The sequence below is a fragment of the Epilithonimonas hispanica genome (assembly GCF_003385395.1).
GTDB classification, from domain to species: domain Bacteria; phylum Bacteroidota; class Bacteroidia; order Flavobacteriales; family Weeksellaceae; genus Epilithonimonas; species Epilithonimonas hispanica.
On the sequence record NZ_QNUG01000022.1, the window covers coordinates 1 to 22,875 of the forward strand.

The following is a 22,875-nucleotide window of genomic DNA, read 5'->3' on the forward strand; positions in this document are numbered from 1 at the left end:
TTTTACCTTCAGAAAAAATCTAAATCGCCTTCGCAATCGTATTTTAAACACACCGTTTACGGACTTCGATTTCTGCTTAAATCGGAAGGTTTGAGCTATGATTATTTGAGTCTTCCGGAAATTAAAAGAGAGAAAAAACTGCCTGTAGTTCTCAGTAAACAGGAGGTTTGGCAGATGCTTTCGGGGTGTAAGCTTTTAAAGCATAAAATCTTAATCGGGATTCTTTACGGTTGCGGATTGCGCTGTATGGAGGTTAGAAATCTGCGTTTATGTGATTTAGATTTTGATCGAAAACAGTTGAAAGTGGTTCAGGGAAAAGGCAAAAAAGACCGTTATTTGCCACTTTCCGAGCATTTGATTCGGGGACTCAAAAAGTATATCGAAGCTGAAAAACCAGAAGATTATCTCTTTGGAATGCCACGAGAAGGAAGAGCCGGCGCTTCGACTTCGCTCAGCACAGGCTTCGATTCCAGATATTCGCAACGGGGCGTTCAATGGGCGGTAAAACAGGCATCAAAAACGGCAAAAATATTGAAAGAAGTGAGTGTTCATACGCTTCGGCACAGTTTTGCGACGCATCTTCTGGAAGATGGGATGGATATTTTAAGCATCAAAAATCTTCTCGGTCACGAAAGTATTGACACGACGTTGATTTATCTTCAAATTGCACAACTTTCCACACAAAAACTCTTTTCACCGCTCGATACCCTTTTTTCAGAATTTGGGAAGAAATGAGAGGTTTTAAAACCATAAAAAAACAGCCAACTCAACCTCAATCTCAATCTCAATATGAAGTTGCCGATGTTTTAAACAAATTAGGTTCAAAATTGGAAGATTTAGGATTAAATTCCTGGCAATTAAGAACTTTATTTGCATTAAAAAAGTGCAGAACATCGGCTTTGGGAGGTCATATTGACGCTTGTGATGAATGTGGAAATGTAAGCATCAGTTACAACTCCTGCCGAAACCGTCACTGCCCAAAATGTCAGGGCAAAAACCGAGAGCAATGGATTGAAAATCGGGAAACCGAACTGCTTCCGGTACCTTATTTCCACGTGGTTTTTACGCTTCCTGATGTATTGAACAAAACCGCGCTTCACGAGCCCAAAATGTTGTACGATTTTTTATTTGAATCTGCCTGGGAAACGCTTCAAACGTTTGGTGAAAATCGAGGTTTAAAAATGGGAATGATTGCTGTTTTGCACACTTGGGGACAGAATCTGAGTCTTCATCCGCATTTGCACTGCATTGTTCCGGGCGGTGGAGTGGATGAAAGCGGAACTTGGAAAAACATTAGAAGTGAGGGTAAATTTTTGTTTCCGGTAAAGGCTTTGAGTAAAGTTTTCAGGGCTAAATTTTGTGAGAAACTGAAGCATCAATTATCATTAAAATTGAATGAAAATCAACGAGAAAAATTTACTGAAAATGAGGCTGGGAATTACGAAAAATTAAGACAAAGTCTGTGGGAAAAACCTTGGGTAGTTTACGCCAAAAAGCCTTTTGGAAGCCCAAAATCTGTGGTGGAATATTTGGGCAGATACACGCATAAAATCGCCATCAGCAACCAGAGAATCAGGAAAATTGACGCGGAAACGGTAACTTTTTCTTACAAAGATTACCGCCAAAAAGGCATCAAAAAGCAGATGGTTTTAAGCCACGAGGAGTTTATCCGCCGTTTTGCGATGCATATTTTACCGAAAAGATTTGTAAAAATCCGTCATTATGGTTTTTTGAGCAGCACCTGGAAGCGTATCAAACTTAAAAATCTGCAACAAAATTTAGGCATCCAACCCAAAGAAAAGGCTTTGCCAAAAGCTTTTCAGCCGAAATGTACGTGTTGTAAAGTTGGAAATCTTGTGACGATTGCCACGTTCGATCTTCGAGGTCCGCCAAGTTGGTTTTTGGAGATGAGCCGAAATTTACCTGCTCCTAAATCTGCATTTTAGCGGATTTGGGTAAGGGAAATGTTACCCTAACGTGAAGGAAAGCACGATAAAACCAAGAAAAACTCGCCAAAATCACCCACAAAAAAAGAGACTCTTCTCAAAGTCTCTTGTATCTCTAAAAATCTTTTGTCGATAAACCCATAGTGTGGGAAAATACCCAGCAAAAAGCTCCCGAAGGTTCCGTTCAACAGGGTTTTCATTGTTCGTGCTTCGCACGCAACGAAAACTTAGCTATTGTACGATGTTTTTATTTATCTTATCCAAATTTTATTTTTCTCAATATGATTATTATGTGTTTGTATGAAATAATTAAATTCTTTATCAATTCTTTGGTACAATTCACTTATTTGTAAAGGGTTTCCGTCCGTTGCTTTAATTTGAACATCGTTATTTCTCATAATAGACTCTCTAACAAATAGAGAAGGATCCCGAATCAATTTATTTTTAATTTTCAAATAGTTTATTTGAGTAGTTTTTATTAACGATGTAGGCAGTTTTATTTTTTCGCTTTTTTTAATAACTGAAACAGTCGAAAAATGATAATTATTCCCTGTGTCATAAATTTCTAAAATTAACCCTGGTAATCCAAAAAATTTATATGGACCATCTGGAATAGGAATATCTTTTGAAAACCACGCTTCCCAAATTCTTCCTCCAAAAATAACAATTGCTTTTGTGCAAGAGTATTTTAAAATTTGTTTTTTTTCATTGGTGATCTTCCAATTCAACTTTTCAAAATCACTTTTGTAGAAAAAATTTCTTGAACTAACATTTTGTATTTCATATAGTTCTTGTTTTGATAAATTTTTGTAAATGCCAAAATTAAGTTCATATTTCAAAGAAATTTTTGGTATTTGTCCTGTTTTCAAATATTCTGTAGTCACACTATCATAAATTGAATCTAACTTAAATTTGGTTTCATTATAAAAGTATGATTTATCTTCAAAATGTTCTAGTGTCATTTCTTCGATGTTATATTTCTCTATGGTAGAATCAGGTTTGTATTTTACTTCATAAATTACTTTAACTTGCGCATAGCTGAAAAAGCATAAAAATAATAAACTAGTAAATAATACCCGATTCGTGTAATTCAGGATATATTTTTTCAATTTTAGTAATTTTAAGAATGTTTTTGCCATCATCTTTACAGTTGCATTTTTGTTCTTTTATGAAATTTTTAGTATCATTTATGTAAAAATTTTCAAATTCTTCCCAAGTAAGAAAAGAATTTTCTTTTAAAAAAAAATCAAAATTTTGGGTTTTGAATTCTTTTTTATCCATTAGTATTCTAGTTGCTTCAAAATTGTATAGACCATCATCACTTTCAACTTTTAAAATTATTCCATCTAATCTACTAAATTTCCAAGGTCCAGAATTCGGCAAAATATTTTTAACATAGTAAGCTTTATAATTTCTTCCTCGAAACAGTGTTGTTGCTGTTAAACATTCATAACCTAAGATAGACGTTTTCTCATTACTCGAAATATCCCAAACTAATTCGGATTTGTCAATAATTGCAACTCTTCTTGTAAGTGTCTTTTCTAAGAAGTAATATTCATTACCTTTTTTAAATAGAGATTTTGAAAAATCATTTGAATTTATTGAATCTCCTTTCGCATTTACTATCATTTTCCACTCACTACTGCCATCATTATTTAGAAGCAGTTGATATTTTAGTTTATTTTCTGTATTCGTAAAATTATAATCAATTACTTGTGATTTAACAATAATAATAAAAACCAAGCCAAAGAGAAAAGTTATATTTTTTTTCATTTTATTTCATTTTTATAAAATATAACAAGGGAAGACTTTTAAAAGTCTTCCCTTGATTAGATTAACATCCTACTCCAAAAACGGCAGCTTTTAATTTAGCAGCAGCACAATTGTAGGCTTCTTCAAAAGTAGTTCTACAGCAAGTAACGGTCACTGTATCCCCATTACAATCACTGGATGATTGTGTTACACATTCGCTAACTTTTTCAACTGATTTAGAAAAGTTAGCTTTTCCAGAATCTTTTTCCGATTTATAAAAATCTTTAGAAACAACGACATTGCTTGAAGCATATGCAAAAGTTCCTAACAATAGGAAAAGAAATGAAAAGAATAAATTTTTCATACAAAATTAGTTTAAGTTATTGCATACTCTCTTATTTTATAACGTTATTTCTGCTTATTCCGTTATTATTTAGCAGTTAATTTGTTTAAAATATCGTACAACACTCAAATATACGAAAGTTTTGTAATATTCTAAAAAAAATAAAATACTATTTTTCAGTGTATTACATTTTTATTATATTTGAATAGCCAGAATACGCAATACGTAGAATATTAAAAATACGCAACTCAAAAATGGAAAACTCATTCCTTGATTTTGACAAAGCACACTTCCATGCAGAGTCCAATCTTCATCAGGAAAAAAATGTAATCTAGATCAGATTTCAGATAAATAAACAACTCAGGTCTACATTTTCACCGTCCGTTCATCGTCTAGACTATCATTTTCATCGTATAAAACACCACTTTCACCGTCCGTTCACCGTCTAGACTATCATTTTCAGCGTATAAAACACCACTTTCACCGTCCAATCACCGTCCATTCACCGTCCATTCACCGTCCATTCATCGTCCATTCATCGTCCAATCACCGTCCAATCATCGTCCAATCACCGTCCATTCACCTTCTACTAGCCGTTCACCAACCATCCAAGCCGCTTATTCGAAAAAAACTCAAAATCTTTCGCAAATAATTTTCAATATACTTCACCTCAAATAATAACTTTTCCCTATTTTCGTTGAAAAAGGAACAAACTTTGATGCAGCTCTCGCTTCGACAATTATTATAACAATATAAATTAAAAAGTGCGGTTAATGATTTAAGCATATATTTTTGAATCTTACAAACAATTAACTTTCGCCCCTTGCTGAGCTATGCGCCTCTGCGAACCTTAAAAATGTTTTCAATAAGATTAAATAAAAACTTGGCGCTCTTTGCGTTAAAATGATATAATTAATTATTTTTAAATATCTAAATTATAAGTCTAAGGCTTCAAAAGACCAAAACAACTGTCAGTCTGAGGCGGAGTTTATCCTGAGCCAGACGAACAGAAGACAAACAAAAAAATTTAATTCAATTAAGAATGAATTCAAAAAAGATATTAATAGCTTCTGTATTATCGCTTTATGGGATTGCAGAGGCGCAACAATCTCAATATTTTACTCAAAAAGAAGACTACCATTTTGGTTTGGCAGAGAATCTCTACAATACCAAAGTCTACAATGCTTCCCAATACGAATATTCCAACCAATATTTTTATAACAAAAGTCTTAGCAATTCCAGAAAAGAAGCGTCATTATTTTTCAGCAATGTGATTGGGGTGATTTTGCAGCAACAATATGCGGAAGAAGGCCTGAATGCTTTTATGAAAGAGTATCCAAAGTCGGCATATTTTGCTCAGGCGAATGGACCTTTGGCGGATTATTATTTGTCCAAAAAAGATTTTGAAAAAGCCTTGGAAACTTTGCAGAAAGTGAATCAATACCAATTGAGCAAAGAGGAAAATACGCAGCATATTATGAAGCTGGGTTACGCTAAGTTTATGACTGGAGATTCTGCCGGAGCGATCGAGGCGTTGGAAGAATCTTTCAAGAATGCCGACGAAAATAGCAAACCTGCCATTTCTTATATGTTGGGACATCTTTATTACGCCGACAAGCAAAATGAAAATGCCTTCGTTTACTTCGACCAAATCAAGAATAATGAGGATTACGCACATCTGGTGAAACCTTATTATGTGCAGATGTATTACAATCAGAAGAATTATGATTTAGCAATCTCGGAAGGAAACGAAATCCTGAACAACGGAAAAACGACAGCTTACGATACAGAAATCCATAAGATTGTAGGAGAGAGTTATTTTATGAAAGGCGATTATCAGTCGGCTTATCCGCACCTTAAGTTATTTTTGGATAAAGAGCAGTCGCCATCAGAAACTGACCTTTATGAAATGGGATTTGTGTCTTCTCAAGTGGGGAAAAATGCCGAAGCGGTCGGTTATTACAATCAATTGATTAACAGCAATTCTCCATTAGCACAAAATGCTTATTATCAGCTTGGGAATGCTTATTTGCAAAACAATCAAAAGCAGGAAGCGCTTTCGGCTTATCGTAATGCGTCTCAGATGAATTATGATGCGAAAGTTCAGCAATTGGCTTTGGAGCAATACGCGAAATTGGGTTACGAATTAGGAAACCCATTCGAGAATTCTTCAAAAGTGATTCAAAGATATTTGGATAAATATCCTAACTCGAAAAGCCAAGAAATGAGGTCGCTTTTGGTGAAGTCTTACTTATATTCCGGAGATTACAAAGCCACTTTGGATGCCCTTTCAAAATTGGATAAGAAAACCAATGAGACCAATAAGATAGAGCAGGAGGTTTCCTATCTTTTAGGTTCCGAGGAATTTAACAAAGGTAATTTTGTCCAAGCTGAATCCTATTTCCTGAGAAGTCTTAAATTCAATTTAAACAAAGATTATTATAAGAAAGCCAAATATTGGTTAGGGCAAACCTACTACCAAAGAGCAGATTACAAGTCTGCAATTGCGGTTTATAAAGAATTGGAAAACGAAACTGCAGAAGGTTTCCCGGAGCGCGAGCAGTTGGATTATGATCTGGGTTACGCTTATTTCAAGTCTAAAGATTTTGCTTCTGCTCAGGAGTATTTTAAGGAATACTTGAGATTCCCGAAGCAGGAGTTCAAAGCAGATGCAGAACTGCGTTTGGCGGATACTTATTATGCCAACAATCAGTTGAATGAAGCGCTTGATATCTACAACAAGACAGAAAATGCCAGCGATTATACATTATACCAAAAAGCATTGGCATTAGGTTTCAAAGGCGATACAGTAGCGAAGATTTCTGAACTGAAAACTTTGATTTCAAAATACCCTAATTCGGAATATGTGGATGATGCGAGTTACGAGATTGGCTCTGCTTATGCTCAGAATGATGATTTTAGTAATTCTAATGCTTACTTTGATAAAGTCATCCAATCAAGTCCAGATAAAGATTTGGTAGCGAATTCTCAGATTTACAGAGCTCAGAATTTGATTGATTTGAATCAGAATGATAATGCAATTGCAGAATTCCGACAATTGGCAAATCAATATAAAAATACAGCTTATGCAGACAAAATTGTTGCGGCTGCAAAACCTGCTTTTGTGAAAAACGGCGATGTTGCAGGCTATGAACAATTTGCAAAAGGTCTTGATGTTAATGTTTCCGGAACCGAAATCAGCGAAATCAATCTGAATTTGGCACAAGACAGTTTCTCGAAAAAAGATTACACAAAAGCAGTTTCTTACTACGAGAAATACCTTGACCAAAGTCCAAGCGGTGACAACCTCTTCAAAGCGCAGTACGAATTGGGAGAAAGTTATTACCAATTGAAACAAACGGATAAAGCTTTATTGCCTTTACAAAATGTGGCAGATTTCCACAACGATTATCAGCAGGAAGCTCAGGTAAGATTGGCTCAGATTTATTTGGCTCAAGATAAAGTGGCTGATGCGAAGAAATACCTAGAGCAAAACGCCAATTCTACCAACGTTACGATTAAAAACTTCGCTTCGGTTGAATTGATGAAAATCTATGCAGATGAAAAGAACTTTGCTGAAGCTGAAAAGTACGCCAATGCTGTAATTTCAAATACAAAAAATTCAGCAGCAACTTTAGAACAGGCAAAAGTCATCAAAGCTAGAAGTCTGATGAATCAAGGAAAGGACAAAGATGCGCAAACCGCTTATACCGCTTTGGAAAAGTCTTCTAATACAGAAGTAGCGGCGGAAGCACTTTACGCAAAAGCCTTTTACCAGAACAAAGGAAAAGCCTTCAAATCGTCCAATGAAACTATTTTCAAACTGGCTAATAATTATGCTTCGGAAGAATATTGGGGCGCAAAAGCGTTGGTAGTAATGGCGAAAAATTACTTAGCTCTCAAAGATAATTACCAGGCAAGTTACACGGTTGACGAAATCATCAATAACTACGGCGATTTCCCAGAGATTGTTGCAGAAGCAAAAGAAGTAAAAGCGCAAATCAAAAAGTAATTTGCAAATATGTTAATCTGATAATGTGAAAATCTCTGCTGAGTTTGAAGTTTATACTGAGCTTACCGAAGTACCTTTGCGAACTTAAAAGCAGTTTGATATTCAAAAAAAATCTTTGCGCTCTTTGCGTTTAAATTAAAGTAAAAAATGAACAAACTAAAATATATCGCCGTTTTGGCATTTTTGGGAACAGTTGGAATCTCGGAATTAGGCGCTCAAATAAAAGAGGAGCAATTGATTCTTAACAGAAAACGTGAACCCGAAGTCAAGAAAATTGAGAAGAAGAAAACCTCTGTTGTTCAGGAAAAAAACTACCCGCCGGATAACAAGAAAAAAGAAGATTCACTCAATCTGAAATATGACATTGTGAATGTTCCACCTGTTTCGGATTTCAAAACAACCGAAATCCAAGGCGAAGATATCTCTCCAAAATTCTCTAATGATTATCAATCCAATTATTTCAGATTAGGTTATGGAAATTATGGAAAGTTTATGGCGGATGCTAATATCTCAGGCAAGATTCAGGACAATGTTGAGATTGGGGCAGATGCGCATTATCTTTCTACGAGCGGTTTGAAAAAAGACTACGATTGGGATTCTAAACAAAATGAAGCCAAAATTGGGGTCTTTTCCAATATTTATACAGAGACAGGGAAGTTTAATATTGACGCGAATTATGCTTTTAACAATTATAATTATTACGGGATTTATGCTTTAACACCAACAAATAACGGTGTTGATTTGCAACAGAAAGTCAATAAATTCAGTGTCAATGGTTATTATGACCACTATTCCAATGATATTCTGAATAACCTGCGTGTAAAATCCTATTTCTTGAGCGACCATTTTGGCGCCAAAGAAAATTACGCCAATGCAGAACTGAATTTGTCTAAGCACGATTTTTCTGTTTATGATGATGTTACAGCCAACGGTGATTTGGGAATCAATCTGGAAACGGTTAATTCTAAATTCGATATCCTGAATAAGAACACCAACAATCAATTCAATTTTACATTGTCGCCAAAAGTGACTTTCTACAAAGGCGATTCTTACTTGTTGATTGGTTCTGATTTCAGTTTCCTTAATTCTAAAAATTCGAGCAATGTAACTGACGAATCAAAGAATAATAAGTTCTACTGGTTTCCAAAAGCAGAAGTTTTGGTTGCAGCAGCAGATGAATTCAAATTCTATGGAGGAATTGACGGCGGTTTAAAACTCAATACTTATGGTAATCTTTTAGAAGAAAACCCCTTTTTGATTTCTGATTTGACTTTAACGCCAACTGAAACTAAATATCATTTCTATTTCGGTTTGAAAGGAGATGTGGATCAGACTTTCAAATATGATGTGAATGCAGGTTTCAGCAAAGTGAATAATGCGCAGTTTTTTGTAAGTAATCCGTTGTTGTTCTATTTGCCTACTCCGAATCCGCTGGGTGTTGATCTGAATCTAGGTAGAAATGGATATGATTATGCGAATACGTTCAGTTCAATCTATGACAATGGAACTTTGATGGAAGTAAAAGGAGATTTGCAAGTATTTCCAATGGAAAACTTGACTGTGGATGCGGGTTTGCATTTTATGAAATATAAACTCGACAATCTGGAAGAAGTTTATTACAAACCATTATTTCAATTCAATCTTGGCGCAAAATATACAATGCTTGAGAAAAAACTGAACCTTGGTTTCAAAGCTTATTTCGTAACCGATAGAACATCTAATTCTTATTCTGTCGTAACCACTTTTCCAGCCTTTAATATGCAAGAGAATGTGAATGAGAAAGTTGGAGGTTATGCAGATATTAATCTTTCTGCAGAGTACAAGATTCACAAAAATTTCAGTATTTTCGCACTCGGAAATAATCTTCTAGGTGCCAAATATCAAAATTACTTGGGCTACAAAGTTTTGGGAGCTCAGGTTGTAGGAGGTGTGAAGATTACGTTCTAAAATAATTGATAGATGATAATTGATGAGAGATGTTGTATCATTTATAATTCATCAATTATCATTTATAGAAAGGGCTTCGTAGTTCAACTGGATAGAATATCGGATTTCGGCTCCGCAGGTTGGGGGTTCGAATCCCTCCGAGGTCACCCAGCGGGAGAAAGCATTTTTAGAAATGCTTTCTCTTTTTTTTTTTTTTACTTCGTAATTGGTTGTTAATCAATACGATTTGAGCAAGTGTGGAATTTAATTTAGGTGTTCGAAATGTTGTTTCTTCAAATTCAAGTTTTTCAGCTAAAATCGAACACAGTATAGAACTTTTTGTCTCATTATCGCCTTTTAAATACAATTTAGAAAGATTTGGTAGAATATCTAGTACTTGATCAAGTTTAGCCTTAATATCTAAATTTTTGCGTGATAGCTTTTGATTTTGAAGTTCCATTTCAAGCTCATCAATCCTTTTCTTACTTTCATTTTTTATAATCTGATAATCCTCAAAATCTAATTTGTCTTCGAGATACTTTTCTCTGGCACTATCCAATCGATTTATCAAATTGGCTATTTGTATAGAAAATTCTTTTTTCTTACTATCAATATTTTCTTGTATGGATTTAAAATTTCTTAATATTATTTCTTTTATTAAGCTATTCATAGATTCATTATAATCGTACTTTTCTAATTCTTTTTCAAATGCAGAATTAACTTTATTTGAGCTATGCCTGTAACCACATTTTGAATTACAGTGATAGTAATAATAGACGTTTTTCTTACCCTTAGATCCACTACCTGAAATATGTCTTCCACATTGAGGACATTTTAAAAAGCCTCGAAGTGGAAATTCGTTTGCCGCAATAATTTTACCTTTGGGTCTTTCTGCCAATGTTTTTTTTTAAATGTCCTGCTTTATAGATACATAGGAATTTTATAAGTAAAATTAAATCACTCCGGATAGTATAAAAAATAGGATATAATTTTAAGAGCTATTTTTTTAGTTTAAATGGTCTTTTAGTTTAAAATAGTATTAAGAATCCTGCCATCAATAATTTTTCATACTATGTTATCAATGCCGAAGAGATATCGAAAAATTGATCAAATATTCGAGGAAAATTTTAGAAATTGATAATCCTGTCTATTGAACTTAACAGGACTCTATTCAAACCAATTATTGGTGGATATAGATATTATTTTGAAAGTATTAAATGGTTTGTGAAATTATTTAAATCGTAAAAGGGAATTTGTAGTCGACGCAATATGCCAAATTGTTACCTAAGTGTTGAAATAAAATCTTATCTCACTAGAAAAAGCAAACCAGTTGCTATCTTAGTTATGTAGTAAATTATATAATCAAATGATTTACTATATATTTATTATTGATAATTTATCCTTAATAAAATTGAAGCAATTATCTTCGTCATAATAATCCTGGAATCTTTATATTTTTGATTTTTTTAATAAAAGTTAAAGACTGATATCTATTTTTGGCATAAATTAAGTGTTAAAAACACATTTTTAATTCGTTTAATGTCGTTTTTAATATATTTTCAAAACTTTTTTTCAACGATTCTTTCTTTTTTCTTATCATATTAATCATTATTTAGTCAATTTAAGACTTCAGTTGTTATCTCCTGATCTTATTCTATTTAGGTAAGCATAGGGAATAGATAGTGTGTTAAATATGATAAGCTTATCATAAATTAGCGTGTTACCTTATCATAAAAATTAGATTTATAAAGTGCTGGTTTTGTGTGAATAATGAAAAATTTATTTTTTTATATCAATTCTATTTTTATATTTGTGATGTTACGTAAATGTTAACACTTAAATGAATCCAGATTTCATTCATACCTACGTTTCTGTCGATTGTGTCGTTTTTGGTTTTGATGCTGAAAATAGACTCAATATTTTGTTGGCACAAAAGCATGCAGATAACGTTTCTGTAGATAGTCAGAAAAAATTACCTGGAAGTTTGATCTTCAGTAATGAAGATGTAGATGACGCGGCAAGCAGAGTGCTGTATGAATTGACAGGAATCAAAAAGATGATTCAGAAACAATTTAAATGTTTTGCAGATCCAAATAGAGCGAGCAACCAGAACGACATCAATTGGATGGGAAATGAGTACAACCAAAACATTGATAGAATCATTACAGTTGCGTACCTCTCGCTTTGTAAGATAGATCATAAGATTAATAGCTCAAAATATGATACAGTAGATTGGCATCCGATAGATAATATTCCAGAGTTGCCTTTTGACCATAATAAAATCATCAACGAATCTTTGATAGAAATCAGAAAATGGATGGAGACAGATTTTTCAATCATTTTTGTTCTTCTGCCAAAGAAATTTACAATCAGGCAGTTGTATCAGCTATATAGTGCAGTTAGTGAGAAAATAATTGACATCAAAAATTTTCACAAGAAGATTTCATCATTCAATTACATCATTCAGCTTGATGAGATTGAACAAAATGTATCACACCGTGCGGCAAGATTTTACAGGTTCGATCCAAAGATTTATAAGAAAACACACACTAAATTAATTAAATAAAATAAGTCTCAAAATAAAATGTATTTATTAGGATTCGATATCGGCAGTTCATCTGTAAAAGTTTGTCTTATTGAGGCATCCAGCGGCAAAGTCATTGCATCTGATTTTTCTCCTAAAAAAGAGATGAAGATCATTGCAGAACAACCGGGATGGGCAGAGCAAAATCCTTCCGATTGGTGGACTAATCTTAAACTGGCGCATCAGTCTGTAATGTCTCACGCAAATATTGAGCCAGAAGATATCAAGGGAATCGGGATTACTTGGCAGATGCACGGATTGATTTTGGTAGATAAAGATCAGAATGTTCTCCGTCCTTCTATCATCTGGTGTGACAGCCGCGCAGTTCCTTATGGCGAAAAGGCGTTTAAAGAAATTGGCGAAGAAAAATGTTTGTCTCACCTTTTAAACTCACCAGGCAATTTTACAGCTTCTAAACTGGCTTGGGTTAAGGAAAATGAGCCAGAGCTTTTTGATAAGATTGATAAAATAATGTTGCCGGGAGATTACATCGCAATGAAACTTTCCGGCGACATTGGAATTACTGTAGAAGGACTTTCCGAAGGGATTTTCTGGGATTTTAAAAACAATTGTATCTCTGAAGATGTTATTAATTATTACGGAATTCCAAAGAGCTTCTTTCCAGAGATCGTTCCAACATTTGGAATTCAGTCTACTGTTTCTTTATCTGCAGCAGAAGAATTAGGATTAAAAGAAGGAACTCCAATTTCGTACAGAGCCGGAGACCAGCCGAATAATGCATTATCGCTTAATGTGTTCAATCCGGGAGAAATTGCTTCCACAGCAGGAACTTCAGGTGTTGTTTACGGAGTTTTGGATCAGTTGGATTATGATAAATTATCAAGAGTTAATACGTTCGCACACGTCAATCATACTGAGGAGCAGATGAGATTGGGTGTTTTACTTTGCATCAATGGAACAGGAATTCTTAATTCTTGGTTGAAACACAATTTTGCCACTTCATTATCGTCTTATGGCGATATGAATGAGTTGGCTTCACTTTCTCCGATCGGTTCCAAGGGGTTAAGCATTATTCCATTTGGGAACGGTGCCGAAAGAGTTTTAGAAAATAAAGATACCAGATGTTCTATCCACGGAATTAATTTTAATATTCATTCAAAAGGTGATGTTCTCCGCGCTGCACAGGAAGCCATCGTTTTTTCTTATGAATATGGGATGAACATTATGAGAGATATGGGAATGAACATCAATGTCATCCGTGCCGGGAATGCCAATATGTTTTTAAGTTCCATTTTCCGCCAGTCGTTGGCAAGTGTGAGCAATGCAACAATTGAACTGTTTGATACAGACGGAGCAGTTGGTGCGGCAAGAGCCGCAGGAATGGGAATCGGTTTTTATGCAGATTCCAAAGAAGCATTTTCCTCGTTAGAAAAAATCACTGTTATAGAACCTGAAGACGAAAAAAGAGAACAATACCTGGAAGCCTATGAGAGGTGGAAAGATCATCTTCAAGAAATAATTTAATCAACCATTTTCAAAAGAATTTTTATAATACTTATTGATCAGAAAAATCAATGAGCAGGGGATTCTCAAATCAATTTTAATCAAAATAATTAAAAAATAAATTAAATATATGAGCACTTTAACAGGTACAAAAGAGTTTTTTACAGGTATCGACAAAATCAAATTTGAAGGTAAAGAAAGCAGAAATCCATTGGCATTCCGCTATTATGATGCAGATAGGGTAGTAATGGGAAAACCAATGAAAGAATGGACAAGATTTGCAATGGCTTGGTGGCACACACTATGTGCAGACGGAAGCGATCCTTTCGGAACGTCTACCATTCATCATCCTTGGAACAAATCTACAGACGCTGTTTCCAGAGCTAAATATAAAATGGATGCAGGTTTCGAGTTTATGCAGAAAATGGGATTCAATTTCTACTGTTTCCACGATATCGACTTGGTAGATCCGGCTGATAACTGGAAAGACTACGAAAAAAATCTTCAGGAGGTTGTAGAATATGCTAAAGAGAAGCAAAAAGAAACGGGTATCAAATTACTTTGGGGAACAGCTAACGTTTTCACGCACGAGCGTTATATGAACGGAGCTTCTACCAACCCTAACTTTGATGTTGTGGCTTGTGCTGGTACTCAGGTTAAAAATTCTATCGATGCAACGATTGCATTGGGTGGAGAAAACTATGTTTTCTGGGGAGGTAGAGAAGGTTATATGAGTCTTTTGAACACAGATATGAAGCGTGAAAAAGAGCATCTTGCACGTTTTCTTACCATTTCTCGTGATTATGCAAGAAGCCAAGGTTTTACAGGTAATTTCTTGATTGAGCCAAAACCGATGGAGCCTACCAAACACCAATACGACTACGATGCAGAAACAGTAATTGGTTTCCTAAGACATTACGGTTTGGATAAAGATTTTAAATTGAATCTTGAGGTTAACCACGCTACATTGGCAGGTCACACCTTCGAGCACGAGCTGCAGGCCGCAGTAGATGCAGGAATGTTAGGAAGCATTGATGCCAATAGAGGCGATTACCAAAACGGTTGGGATACCGACCAGTTTCCTGTAGATTATCTTGAAATGATCCAGGCTTGGTTGGTGCTTCTTCCAGCGGGTGGATTAGGAAAAGGTGGTGTAAACTTCGATGCAAAAATCCGTCGTAATTCTACCGACGCAGAAGACCTTTTCATAGCACACGTTTCCGGTATGGATGCCTTTGCAAAAGGATTATTGGTAGCAGCTGATATTCTTGAAAATTCGGATTACAACAAATTGAGAACAGAAAGATATTCATCATTCGATAATGGTAATGGTAAAGCGTTCGAAGAAGGAAAACTGACTTTGGAAGACCTTCAGAAAATTGCTCATCAATCTGGTGAACCAATGCCAAAAAGCGGAAAACAAGAGTTGTTTGAGGCTATTGTGAATATGTATATCTAAAAAAGACTTTAAGAAAGTTTATCCAATTTCAACAGCTGTTATAAAACTTTCTTAAACCTAACTATTTAAAAATAATAATTATGAATCTATTTCATTTAAGTAAAACCAATAGAGCCGCATTGTTTTTCGCAATGACTCTATTACCAACAGGTCTTGTCTATGCGCAGAGCAAACGGGACACTGTACAAAAGGAGAAGCAGATTGAGGAGGTTGTTATGATAGGCTATGGTAAGCAGAAAAAAGCAGATCTTACATCTGCGATTAGTACGCTAAATCCAAAAGAAGTTTTAAAAGCGCCCGGAGGTGTTGCAAGTGCCTTACAAGGTACTGTTGCTGGTGTTAATGTTTCGGGAGGTAAAATTAGAATCAGGGGTACAGCTTCTATAACAGGCTCTACAGATCCACTCTGGGTTGTTGATGGTATCATTGGAGGTGTTATTCCTAATGATGATGAGATAGAATCAATACAAGTTTTAAAAGATGCTGCTTCTTCTGCCATATATGGGGTAAGAGGATCAAATGGTGTTATTTTGGTAACAACCAAAAAAGGGAAGAAAGGCGCAATGCAGATGAATTTTAATACATATTATGGTATTTCTGAATTATCAAAAAAAATTGATATGATGAATGCCTATGATTATTCGCTGTATGTTAATGAACTTTATTACAATTCATCTAGCCCTGCTGATATTGCTAATGGTACTTGGAACAAAATTGTGCCAACTAATGCAGCAAAACCAAGCCAACCATTGGCAAATACCAATTGGTTCGACAAATATTTTACTAAAACAGCCTTCAAAAAGTATAATTTTAGTGTAAACGGAGGAGGAGATTGGGGAGACTATCGATTCGGAGTATCTCACGAAGACTCAGACAATAGCTTGGACACATATAAATTTAATACCAATAATATTTTTGGTAACGTTCAGGCTACAAAAGACAAATTTACATTTGGGGGTAGAATCAATTTATCTTTTAACAATACGGATCAAAAAACTGGTGCAAGTTTAATGAATACATTGATGCTCCCATCAAACTTACCAGTCTATAATCCCGATGGAAGTTATTATATCACAGGAATAAATGGTCTAGATGGTAATGATCTTTCTAACCAAGTGTGGTTTCTAAAAAATCAACAGGCAAGGAATAGATCAACCAGCACATTAGCCAATGCGTATGTAGAATATAAGATTTTGGATTGGCTAAAGTTTAAATCTTCATACACTTATCAAAACGATAGCTATGTAAACGAAGAAAGAATACCGCAATACGATTTAGGAGCCTCTCGTCAAAATTATAATTATCAAACAAGAACGAGAGGAGGTGGTAACCATCAGATTTGGGAAAATCTTTTATCTTATGATAAAAGTTTTGGAAAACATAATTTCTCAGGAACTGTAGGTACAATATCAGAAACATTCTTTACTTCTTCCACAACCAATACGGGACAGAGTCAGGAAATAAATTATTTTGCTCCAGAAATTTTGTATCCTAATAATCAAACAATTAGAGGAGACAAATATGAGAGTGCATTTTATTCTTATTTAGGTAGATTAATGTACAACTATGATAGTAAATATCTATTTACAGCTAACTTCAGAGCAGACCAAACATCAAAATTTGCTCCAGGAAAACGTTGGGGTTACTTTCCTTCATTTTCTATCGGTTGGAATGTTACGAGAGAATCTTTTATGCAATCGACATCTAATTGGTTAAATAATTGGAAAATACGTGCAACATTAGGATGGATTGGTAGTGCAGGAGCTGTGGGTAATTATGACTATCAATCAGTAGTCCAGATTAATAATAGATATTATACTTTTGGATCAGGACAAACTTCACCAAATGCTGCAGCATCTAATGTGCCTGCACCATTGCCAGAATCAATTGCTAATAAAGAATTAACCTGGGAAACCACTAAGGATATGGGCTTGGGTACAGATATAGATTTGTTTAATAACAAATTATCGATAAACATAGACTATTATAATAGGCAGGTTTCTAACATGATTGTAGGTATACAGCCTCCAGGTTCTGCTGGGACACCTAACATTATTAATATGAATGTCGGTGATATGACCAACAAGGGATTAGAGGTTGCAGCGACTTATCGTCCTCAGATTGGCAATGTAAAATTTAGTATTTCACCTAATTTTTCCACCTATTCTAATATGGTGACAAGTTTAGGAATAGCTAAAGCACTTGCTGGCGGAAATATAAACACAGGGGCTAATGTTACAAAAACTGTTGTAGGTATGCCTGTTGCCCAGTTTTGGGGATACCAGACTAATGGTATTTTTAAAACCGATGCAGAAGCAAAAGCTTCTGGACAGCAAGGAGCTTCTGCTGGTGACTTAAGGTATGTTGATCGTAATGGCGACGGAAAAATTACAGAAGAAGATAAAACTTATCTAGGATCACCACTTCCGAAGTGGTCTGCAGGTATTAATATCACTTTAGAATATAAAGGTTTTGATTTCTCAATCTTAGGCCAAGGCGATTTTGGAAATAAAATTTATAATAACTGGAAATCTCAGCTTATGGGAGGTTATGCCGCTAAAAACCAATTGCAGGATATGAACAACAGATTCCGTGCAACTGATATAACTTTTACAACATATGGTGGTGAGACTGTATTTTTACCGGCTAATACAAATACAAATATTCCAAGAGCCATTTTAAATGATCCAAATAATAATCATATCAATGCTTCGGATTATTTTATAGAAGATGGATCATATTTCAGAATAAATCGAATTACTTTGGGTTATACTCTCAAAAAAGATTTGACAGAAAAACTTTTTGTACAGAATCTTAGATTCTATGCAGGGGTGAGAAATCCATTTACATTTACAAATTATTCTATGTTTGACCCGCAGGTTCCTAATAGCGGAAGTACTTTAGATCGAGGGGTAGATGGGACTGTTTATTATTCAACAAATACCTATTGGAGCCCAAGAGAATATTTCTGGGGATTACAGCTAACTTTCTAAACTTATCAAAATGAAAACAAAATATTCGAATTTTTTAGTAATAGCAGCCGTTGCTCTTTCTGCAAGTGCTTGCCGTCCAGATATGGATTATGCGAATCCACAAGCACCAAATGATCAAAATTATTATAGTACAAAAGAGCATTTAACTTACGCCGTTAATGGTGCTTATAATATATTGCAGAGAGGTGGTGGCTGGGCAAGATGTATGCCTTTCGTTCTAAATGCCCGTAGCGATGAGTATGTTTTTACAAGCGGCGCTGCGGCAGGAGAGCCAGCTTCTGCAAATATGTCAGCTTATACTATTAGTGCTGATAATGAGTTTCTTACGCTTGCATATAGAGATTTTTATGTTCTGCAATATGCAGCCAATCTAGCTATTACTAAGCTTAAGGAAAATCAAGGGAATGCATTCAATCTATCAAATGCAGCCGACAAAGCTTTGTATGATCGTCTTATGGGAGAAGCTTATTTTTTAAGAGGTCTTAGTCGTTTTTACATCACATTTAACTGGGGAGATAAGGTGCCAGATAGAGATTATGTAACAACTGGCGGAAGCGATCTTACAAAAGGCCCGGCTCAACCTGGTGAGATTTATCAAAAGATGATATCTGATTTTAGCACAGCAGCCAATCTTTTACCCGTAAGATCATTAGTATATTCTAATTCAAATGATATAGGAAGAGCAACAAAAGGATCTGCATTAGCATTTTTGGCAAAAGCCTATATGGCAAGACCAATCTTAGATGGTTCTGCATCTGCTGGTAGTGCAGAATGGGGGAAAGCCAAAATAGCTCTTAAACAAATTATTGATAGTGGAGAGTATCAACTAACAAACGATTATAGAAGTAATGGAGCAGAAGCTACAGAAAATAATTCTGAATCTATATTCGAAGTTCAGTTTTCCCAAAGTTTGGATACAAATGGATATAATCCAGTCGCTAATGGTGATGAAGGCGGTTGGACTATTACAGGTCAAAATAACTGGAGACAAATTGAACTTACATCACCTAACTCTGCAGAATCTGGTAGATGGTGGAACGGAATGCCTTCAGTAGCTATATATAATGAATTTGAAAGAGATTCTTCTGGTAAAATTATTGACCCTCGTGCATATCAGGGTATGTGGATTCCTAATGGTGCAAAGTTCTTAGGAAAAAGTGGAAATTGGTTAACTTATAATCAGCTCTTTAGTGGAGGTGTTTTTGATCAATGGCGTAACAAATGGTTTGCAACAAGAAAGTATGGTGAGGATCATTTTGTAAGTGATGCGAGTAGAAGTGGTAATAATGATCGTCTTTTAAGATATGCAGATGTTTTGTTAATGTATGCAGAATGTGCTGTAGAAACAGGTGATAATGCAACAGCTTTACAATACATTAATATAGTAAGAAACCGTGCTAACAATCGTATGCAAAATGTTACTCCAGCAGACGCAGATTTATTTTACGCAACAGGAAGAGGTGCTCTTCCAACAGCAGAACAAGTTCTTGCTTCGGCACCGGTTTTAGGAAGAGTTATTGATGATGCAGGCAACGTCATTGTACCAGGTACACAGATAAATAGTATCAGAAGACTAATTAAACATGAGTACTCTGTAGAGTTATATTGGGAAGGTTGGCGTTTTTTCAATCTTATGAGATGGCATAACAATACCAATGATCCAGATGCTGCAAATATCTTAGATAATTTAGCCAAAAAGAAAGATATACAAATTTATCAAACAGGGCTAACAGGTACTGTACCATTTAATTATTCTAGGCATCTCAGAGTTCCTATTCCTTCTCAAGAATTAACAACAAATCCTAATATGTCAGGAAATTCAGCAAATTAATATCAAATCTTCTCAAAAGGTGAATGGACTTTACTGTCCATTCATCTTTTTGTTATCTACTCTTTTCTTTTAAAGAAAATTAAGTGTAATAGTAAAATAAAATCAATGAACGCCAAACCTTCCATACTCATTATTACTTTGCTTATCAGCCTGTTTTCCTTTGCCCAAAAAGGGAAAAATAAGTTGTGGTACGATAAACCCGCTGTGCAGTGGGTGGAAGCATTACCCGTTGGAAACGGAAGATTGGCGGCTATGGTTTTTGGCAATCCTGCCCAGGAGAAACTTCAGCTGAACGAAGGGACATTCTGGTCGGGCGGCCCATCGCGAAACGACAATCCTGATGGTCCAAAAGTTTTGGATTCTATCCGCTATTATTTATTTAACGGAAACTATAAAAGAGCTCAGATCCTTGCAGATAAAGGCTTAACGGCAAAATCACTTCACGGCTCGGCTTTCCAGAATATTGGTGATTTTACACTCGATTTCAGTAATCTTAATGATGTTAAAAATTATTACCGTGAATTGGATATCGAAAAAGCTATTGCCCCAACGACATTTACTTCCAACGGAATTAATTTTAAAAGAGAAATTTTTACTTCAATTCCGGATCATATAATGGTTATCAGACTAAGTTCTGACCATAGAAACGCACTCAGTTTCAAAGCTAATTTTGATGGCGAACTCAAAAAAAACAGCAAAGCCATTGATTCCAACACCTTGCAAATGGACGGATTGTCCTCGACATTAGACGGCGTTCCGGGGCAGGTGAAATTCAATGCATTGGCGAAATTCATCAATAAAGGAGGCAAAACCAGCGCTTCTGATAACGGAATTTCTGTAAGCAATGCTGACGAAGTAATAATATTAATTTCTATTGCAACCAACTTTACCAATTACAAAACTTTGGATACTGATGAGGTTTCCAAAAGCAGAAAATACATTGCAGAAGCAGAGTACAAGACCTATAAAACTTTACTGGAAAATCATCTGAATATTTATCAGAAATATTTTAAAAGAGTCGATTTTGAATTAGGAACTTCCGAAGCGGCAAAACAGCCCACGGATATTCGGGTAAAAAACTTTGCGAAAAGCTACGACCCGGAACTCATCTCGCTGTACTACCAATTTGGAAGATATTTATTGATTTCTTCTTCCCAACCCGGCGGTCAGCCTGCCAATCTGCAAGGGATTTGGAACAACTCCAACAAACCGGTTTGGGACAGCAAATATACCATCAATATCAATACAGAGATGAATTACTGGCCATCCGAAAAAACCAATCTTCCCGAGATGCACGAGCCACTGATTCAGATGATAAAAGACCTGAGCGAATCGGGGAAAGAAACCGCAAAAGTAATGTACAAAAGCCGTGGCTGGGTTGCCCATCATAACACCGATATTTGGCGTATTACGGGCGTTGTAGACTTTGCCAATGCTGGGCTGTGGCCTTTGGGAGGAGCTTGGCTATCGCAACATCTGTGGGAAAGATATTTATACAGCGGTGACAAAAACTATCTCAAATCTATTTATCCTGTTCTGAAATCTGCGACTCAGTTTTACGAAGATTTTTTAATTGAAGAACCTACGCACCATTGGCTGGTCGTGAGTCCGTCGATGTCTCCCGAAAATATTCCGCAAGGGCATCAGGGAAGTGCTTTGGCAGCAGGCAATACGATGGATAATCAGTTGATGTTCGACTTGTTTTCCAAAACCAGAAAAGCGGCAGAAATTTTAAATTTAGACTCAGATAAAATTCCGGTTTGGAACAATATCATTTCAAAATTACCACCGATGAAAATCGGAAGATATGGTCAATTGCAGGAATGGGCAGAAGACTGGGACAACCCGAAAGATAATCACAGACACGTTTCGCATCTCTACGGATTGTTTCCGTCCAACCAAATCAATCCTTTTACGACACCTGAATTGTTGGATGCCTCCAAAACCGTTTTATTGCATCGTGGCGACGTTTCCACAGGCTGGAGTATGGGCTGGAAAGTCAATCTTTGGGCAAAATTATTAGACGGAACCCACGCCAATAAATTAATCAAAGACCAATTGACTTTAATAGAGAAAGACGGTTGGGGCAAAAAAGGCGGAACATATCCAAATCTTTTCGACGCACATCCGCCGTTTCAGATTGATGGAAATTTTGGCTGCACTTCAGGAATTACCGAAATGCTTTTGCAAACCCAAAACAGTTTCATCGACATTCTTCCCGCACTTCCCGATGAATGGAAAAACGGAAAAATTGCAGGCCTGAAAACGTATGGCGGTTTTGAAATCAACATAATCTGGGAGAATAATAAAGCGAAAGAAATCATCATAAAATCAAATTTAGGCGGAAACTGCAGAATCAGAATTCCGAACGAAATGGAATTAAAAGCAAAAACAAAACTCAAAAAAGCAGAAGGCAAAAACCCGAATCCTTTTTTTGAAACGCCTGAGATAAAAAAGCCGCTGATTTCCAGTGGAGCCCAATTAAATCCTGTCGAAATGAAAGAATCTGTGATCTATGATTTCCCAACTGAAGCAGGAAAAACTTATATTTTAAAAATGAAATAA

14 protein-coding genes and 1 tRNA gene are annotated in these 22,875 nt (G+C 35.6%); 11 read left to right on the plus strand and 4 right to left on the minus strand.

The genetic code is table 11. The features are described from left to right. Both DRF58_RS11155 and DRF58_RS11160 read left to right on the plus strand, forming a co-directional pair. Positions 1–735, plus strand: a 735-nt coding sequence (locus DRF58_RS11155) for a tyrosine-type recombinase/integrase (protein WP_245955408.1), incomplete at its 5' end; no start/stop codon positions are given. Beyond that, positions 732–1,946, plus strand: a complete 1,215-nt coding sequence (locus DRF58_RS11160) for an IS91 family transposase (protein WP_116035485.1) — start codon at positions 732–734, stop codon at positions 1,944–1,946. The genes DRF58_RS11155 and DRF58_RS11160, both read left to right, overlap by 4 nt. 251 nt (positions 1,947–2,197) lie before the next feature. Here DRF58_RS11160 and DRF58_RS11165 read toward each other — a convergent pair whose 3' ends face one another. From DRF58_RS11165 to DRF58_RS11175, 3 genes are all read right to left on the minus strand, one after another. Further along, a complete protein-coding gene (locus DRF58_RS11165) occupies positions 2,198–3,055 on the minus strand; it encodes a GLPGLI family protein (RefSeq protein ID WP_157966726.1) in 858 nt (285 codons plus the stop codon). Continuing rightward, positions 3,009–3,719, minus strand: a complete 711-nt coding sequence (locus DRF58_RS11170) for a GLPGLI family protein (RefSeq protein WP_116035488.1) — start codon at positions 3,717–3,719, stop codon at positions 3,009–3,011. Before DRF58_RS11170 ends, DRF58_RS11165 begins: the two co-directional genes overlap by 47 nt. A gap of 61 nt (positions 3,720–3,780) precedes the next feature. Continuing rightward, entirely contained in the window at positions 3,781–4,062 is a 282-nt protein-coding gene (locus DRF58_RS11175; protein ID WP_123902399.1) for a hypothetical protein, read from the minus strand. 1,021 nt (positions 4,063–5,083) lie between these two features. Between DRF58_RS11175 and DRF58_RS11180 the strand changes: the two genes are divergently transcribed. The 3 genes from DRF58_RS11180 to DRF58_RS11190 all read left to right on the plus strand — a co-directional run bounded on the left by DRF58_RS11180 (position 5,084) and on the right by DRF58_RS11190 (position 10,146). Next, on the plus strand, positions 5,084–8,053 hold the full coding sequence (locus DRF58_RS11180) for a tetratricopeptide repeat protein (protein ID WP_116035491.1): 2,970 nt from the start codon (positions 5,084–5,086) through the stop codon (positions 8,051–8,053). Positions 8,054–8,200: 147 nt separating this feature from the next. Then, positions 8,201–10,000 (plus strand): TonB-dependent receptor, encoded by a 1,800-nt coding sequence (locus DRF58_RS11185; protein WP_116035493.1) that lies wholly within the window; start codon positions 8,201–8,203, stop codon positions 9,998–10,000. A gap of 72 nt (positions 10,001–10,072) precedes the next feature. Then, positions 10,073–10,146, plus strand: a tRNA-Arg gene (locus tag DRF58_RS11190). Between the two features lie 20 nt (positions 10,147–10,166). On the opposite strand, the gene DRF58_RS11195 is transcribed toward DRF58_RS11190, so the two are convergent. Further along, positions 10,167–10,877, minus strand: a complete 711-nt coding sequence (locus DRF58_RS11195) for a zinc ribbon domain-containing protein (RefSeq protein ID WP_116035494.1) — start codon at positions 10,875–10,877, stop codon at positions 10,167–10,169. Between the two features lie 942 nt (positions 10,878–11,819). Between DRF58_RS11195 and DRF58_RS11200 the strand changes: the two genes are divergently transcribed. From DRF58_RS11200 to DRF58_RS11225, 6 genes are all read left to right on the plus strand, one after another. After that, positions 11,820–12,545, plus strand: a complete 726-nt coding sequence (locus DRF58_RS11200) for an NUDIX hydrolase (protein WP_116035496.1) — start codon at positions 11,820–11,822, stop codon at positions 12,543–12,545. 18 nt (positions 12,546–12,563) lie between these two features. Then, positions 12,564–14,048 (plus strand): xylulokinase, encoded by a 1,485-nt coding sequence (locus tag DRF58_RS11205; protein ID WP_116035498.1) that lies wholly within the window; start codon positions 12,564–12,566, stop codon positions 14,046–14,048. 109 nt (positions 14,049–14,157) lie between these two features. Next, a complete protein-coding gene (gene xylA, locus DRF58_RS11210; RefSeq protein ID WP_116035500.1) occupies positions 14,158–15,486 on the plus strand; it encodes a xylose isomerase in 1,329 nt (442 codons plus the stop codon). Between the two features lie 80 nt (positions 15,487–15,566). Next, entirely contained in the window at positions 15,567–18,479 is a 2,913-nt protein-coding gene (locus DRF58_RS11215; protein WP_116035501.1) for a SusC/RagA family TonB-linked outer membrane protein, read from the plus strand. Between the two features lie 10 nt (positions 18,480–18,489). Continuing rightward, positions 18,490–20,310, plus strand: coding sequence for a RagB/SusD family nutrient uptake outer membrane protein (locus tag DRF58_RS11220; RefSeq protein WP_116035503.1), 1,821 nt, complete (start codon positions 18,490–18,492; stop codon positions 20,308–20,310). A 105-nt stretch (positions 20,311–20,415) separates the two neighbouring features. Then, positions 20,416–22,875 carry a glycoside hydrolase family 95 protein gene (locus DRF58_RS11225; protein ID WP_116035504.1) on the plus strand — a complete coding sequence of 820 codons (2,460 nt, stop codon included), beginning with the start codon at positions 20,416–20,418 and terminating at the stop codon, positions 22,873–22,875.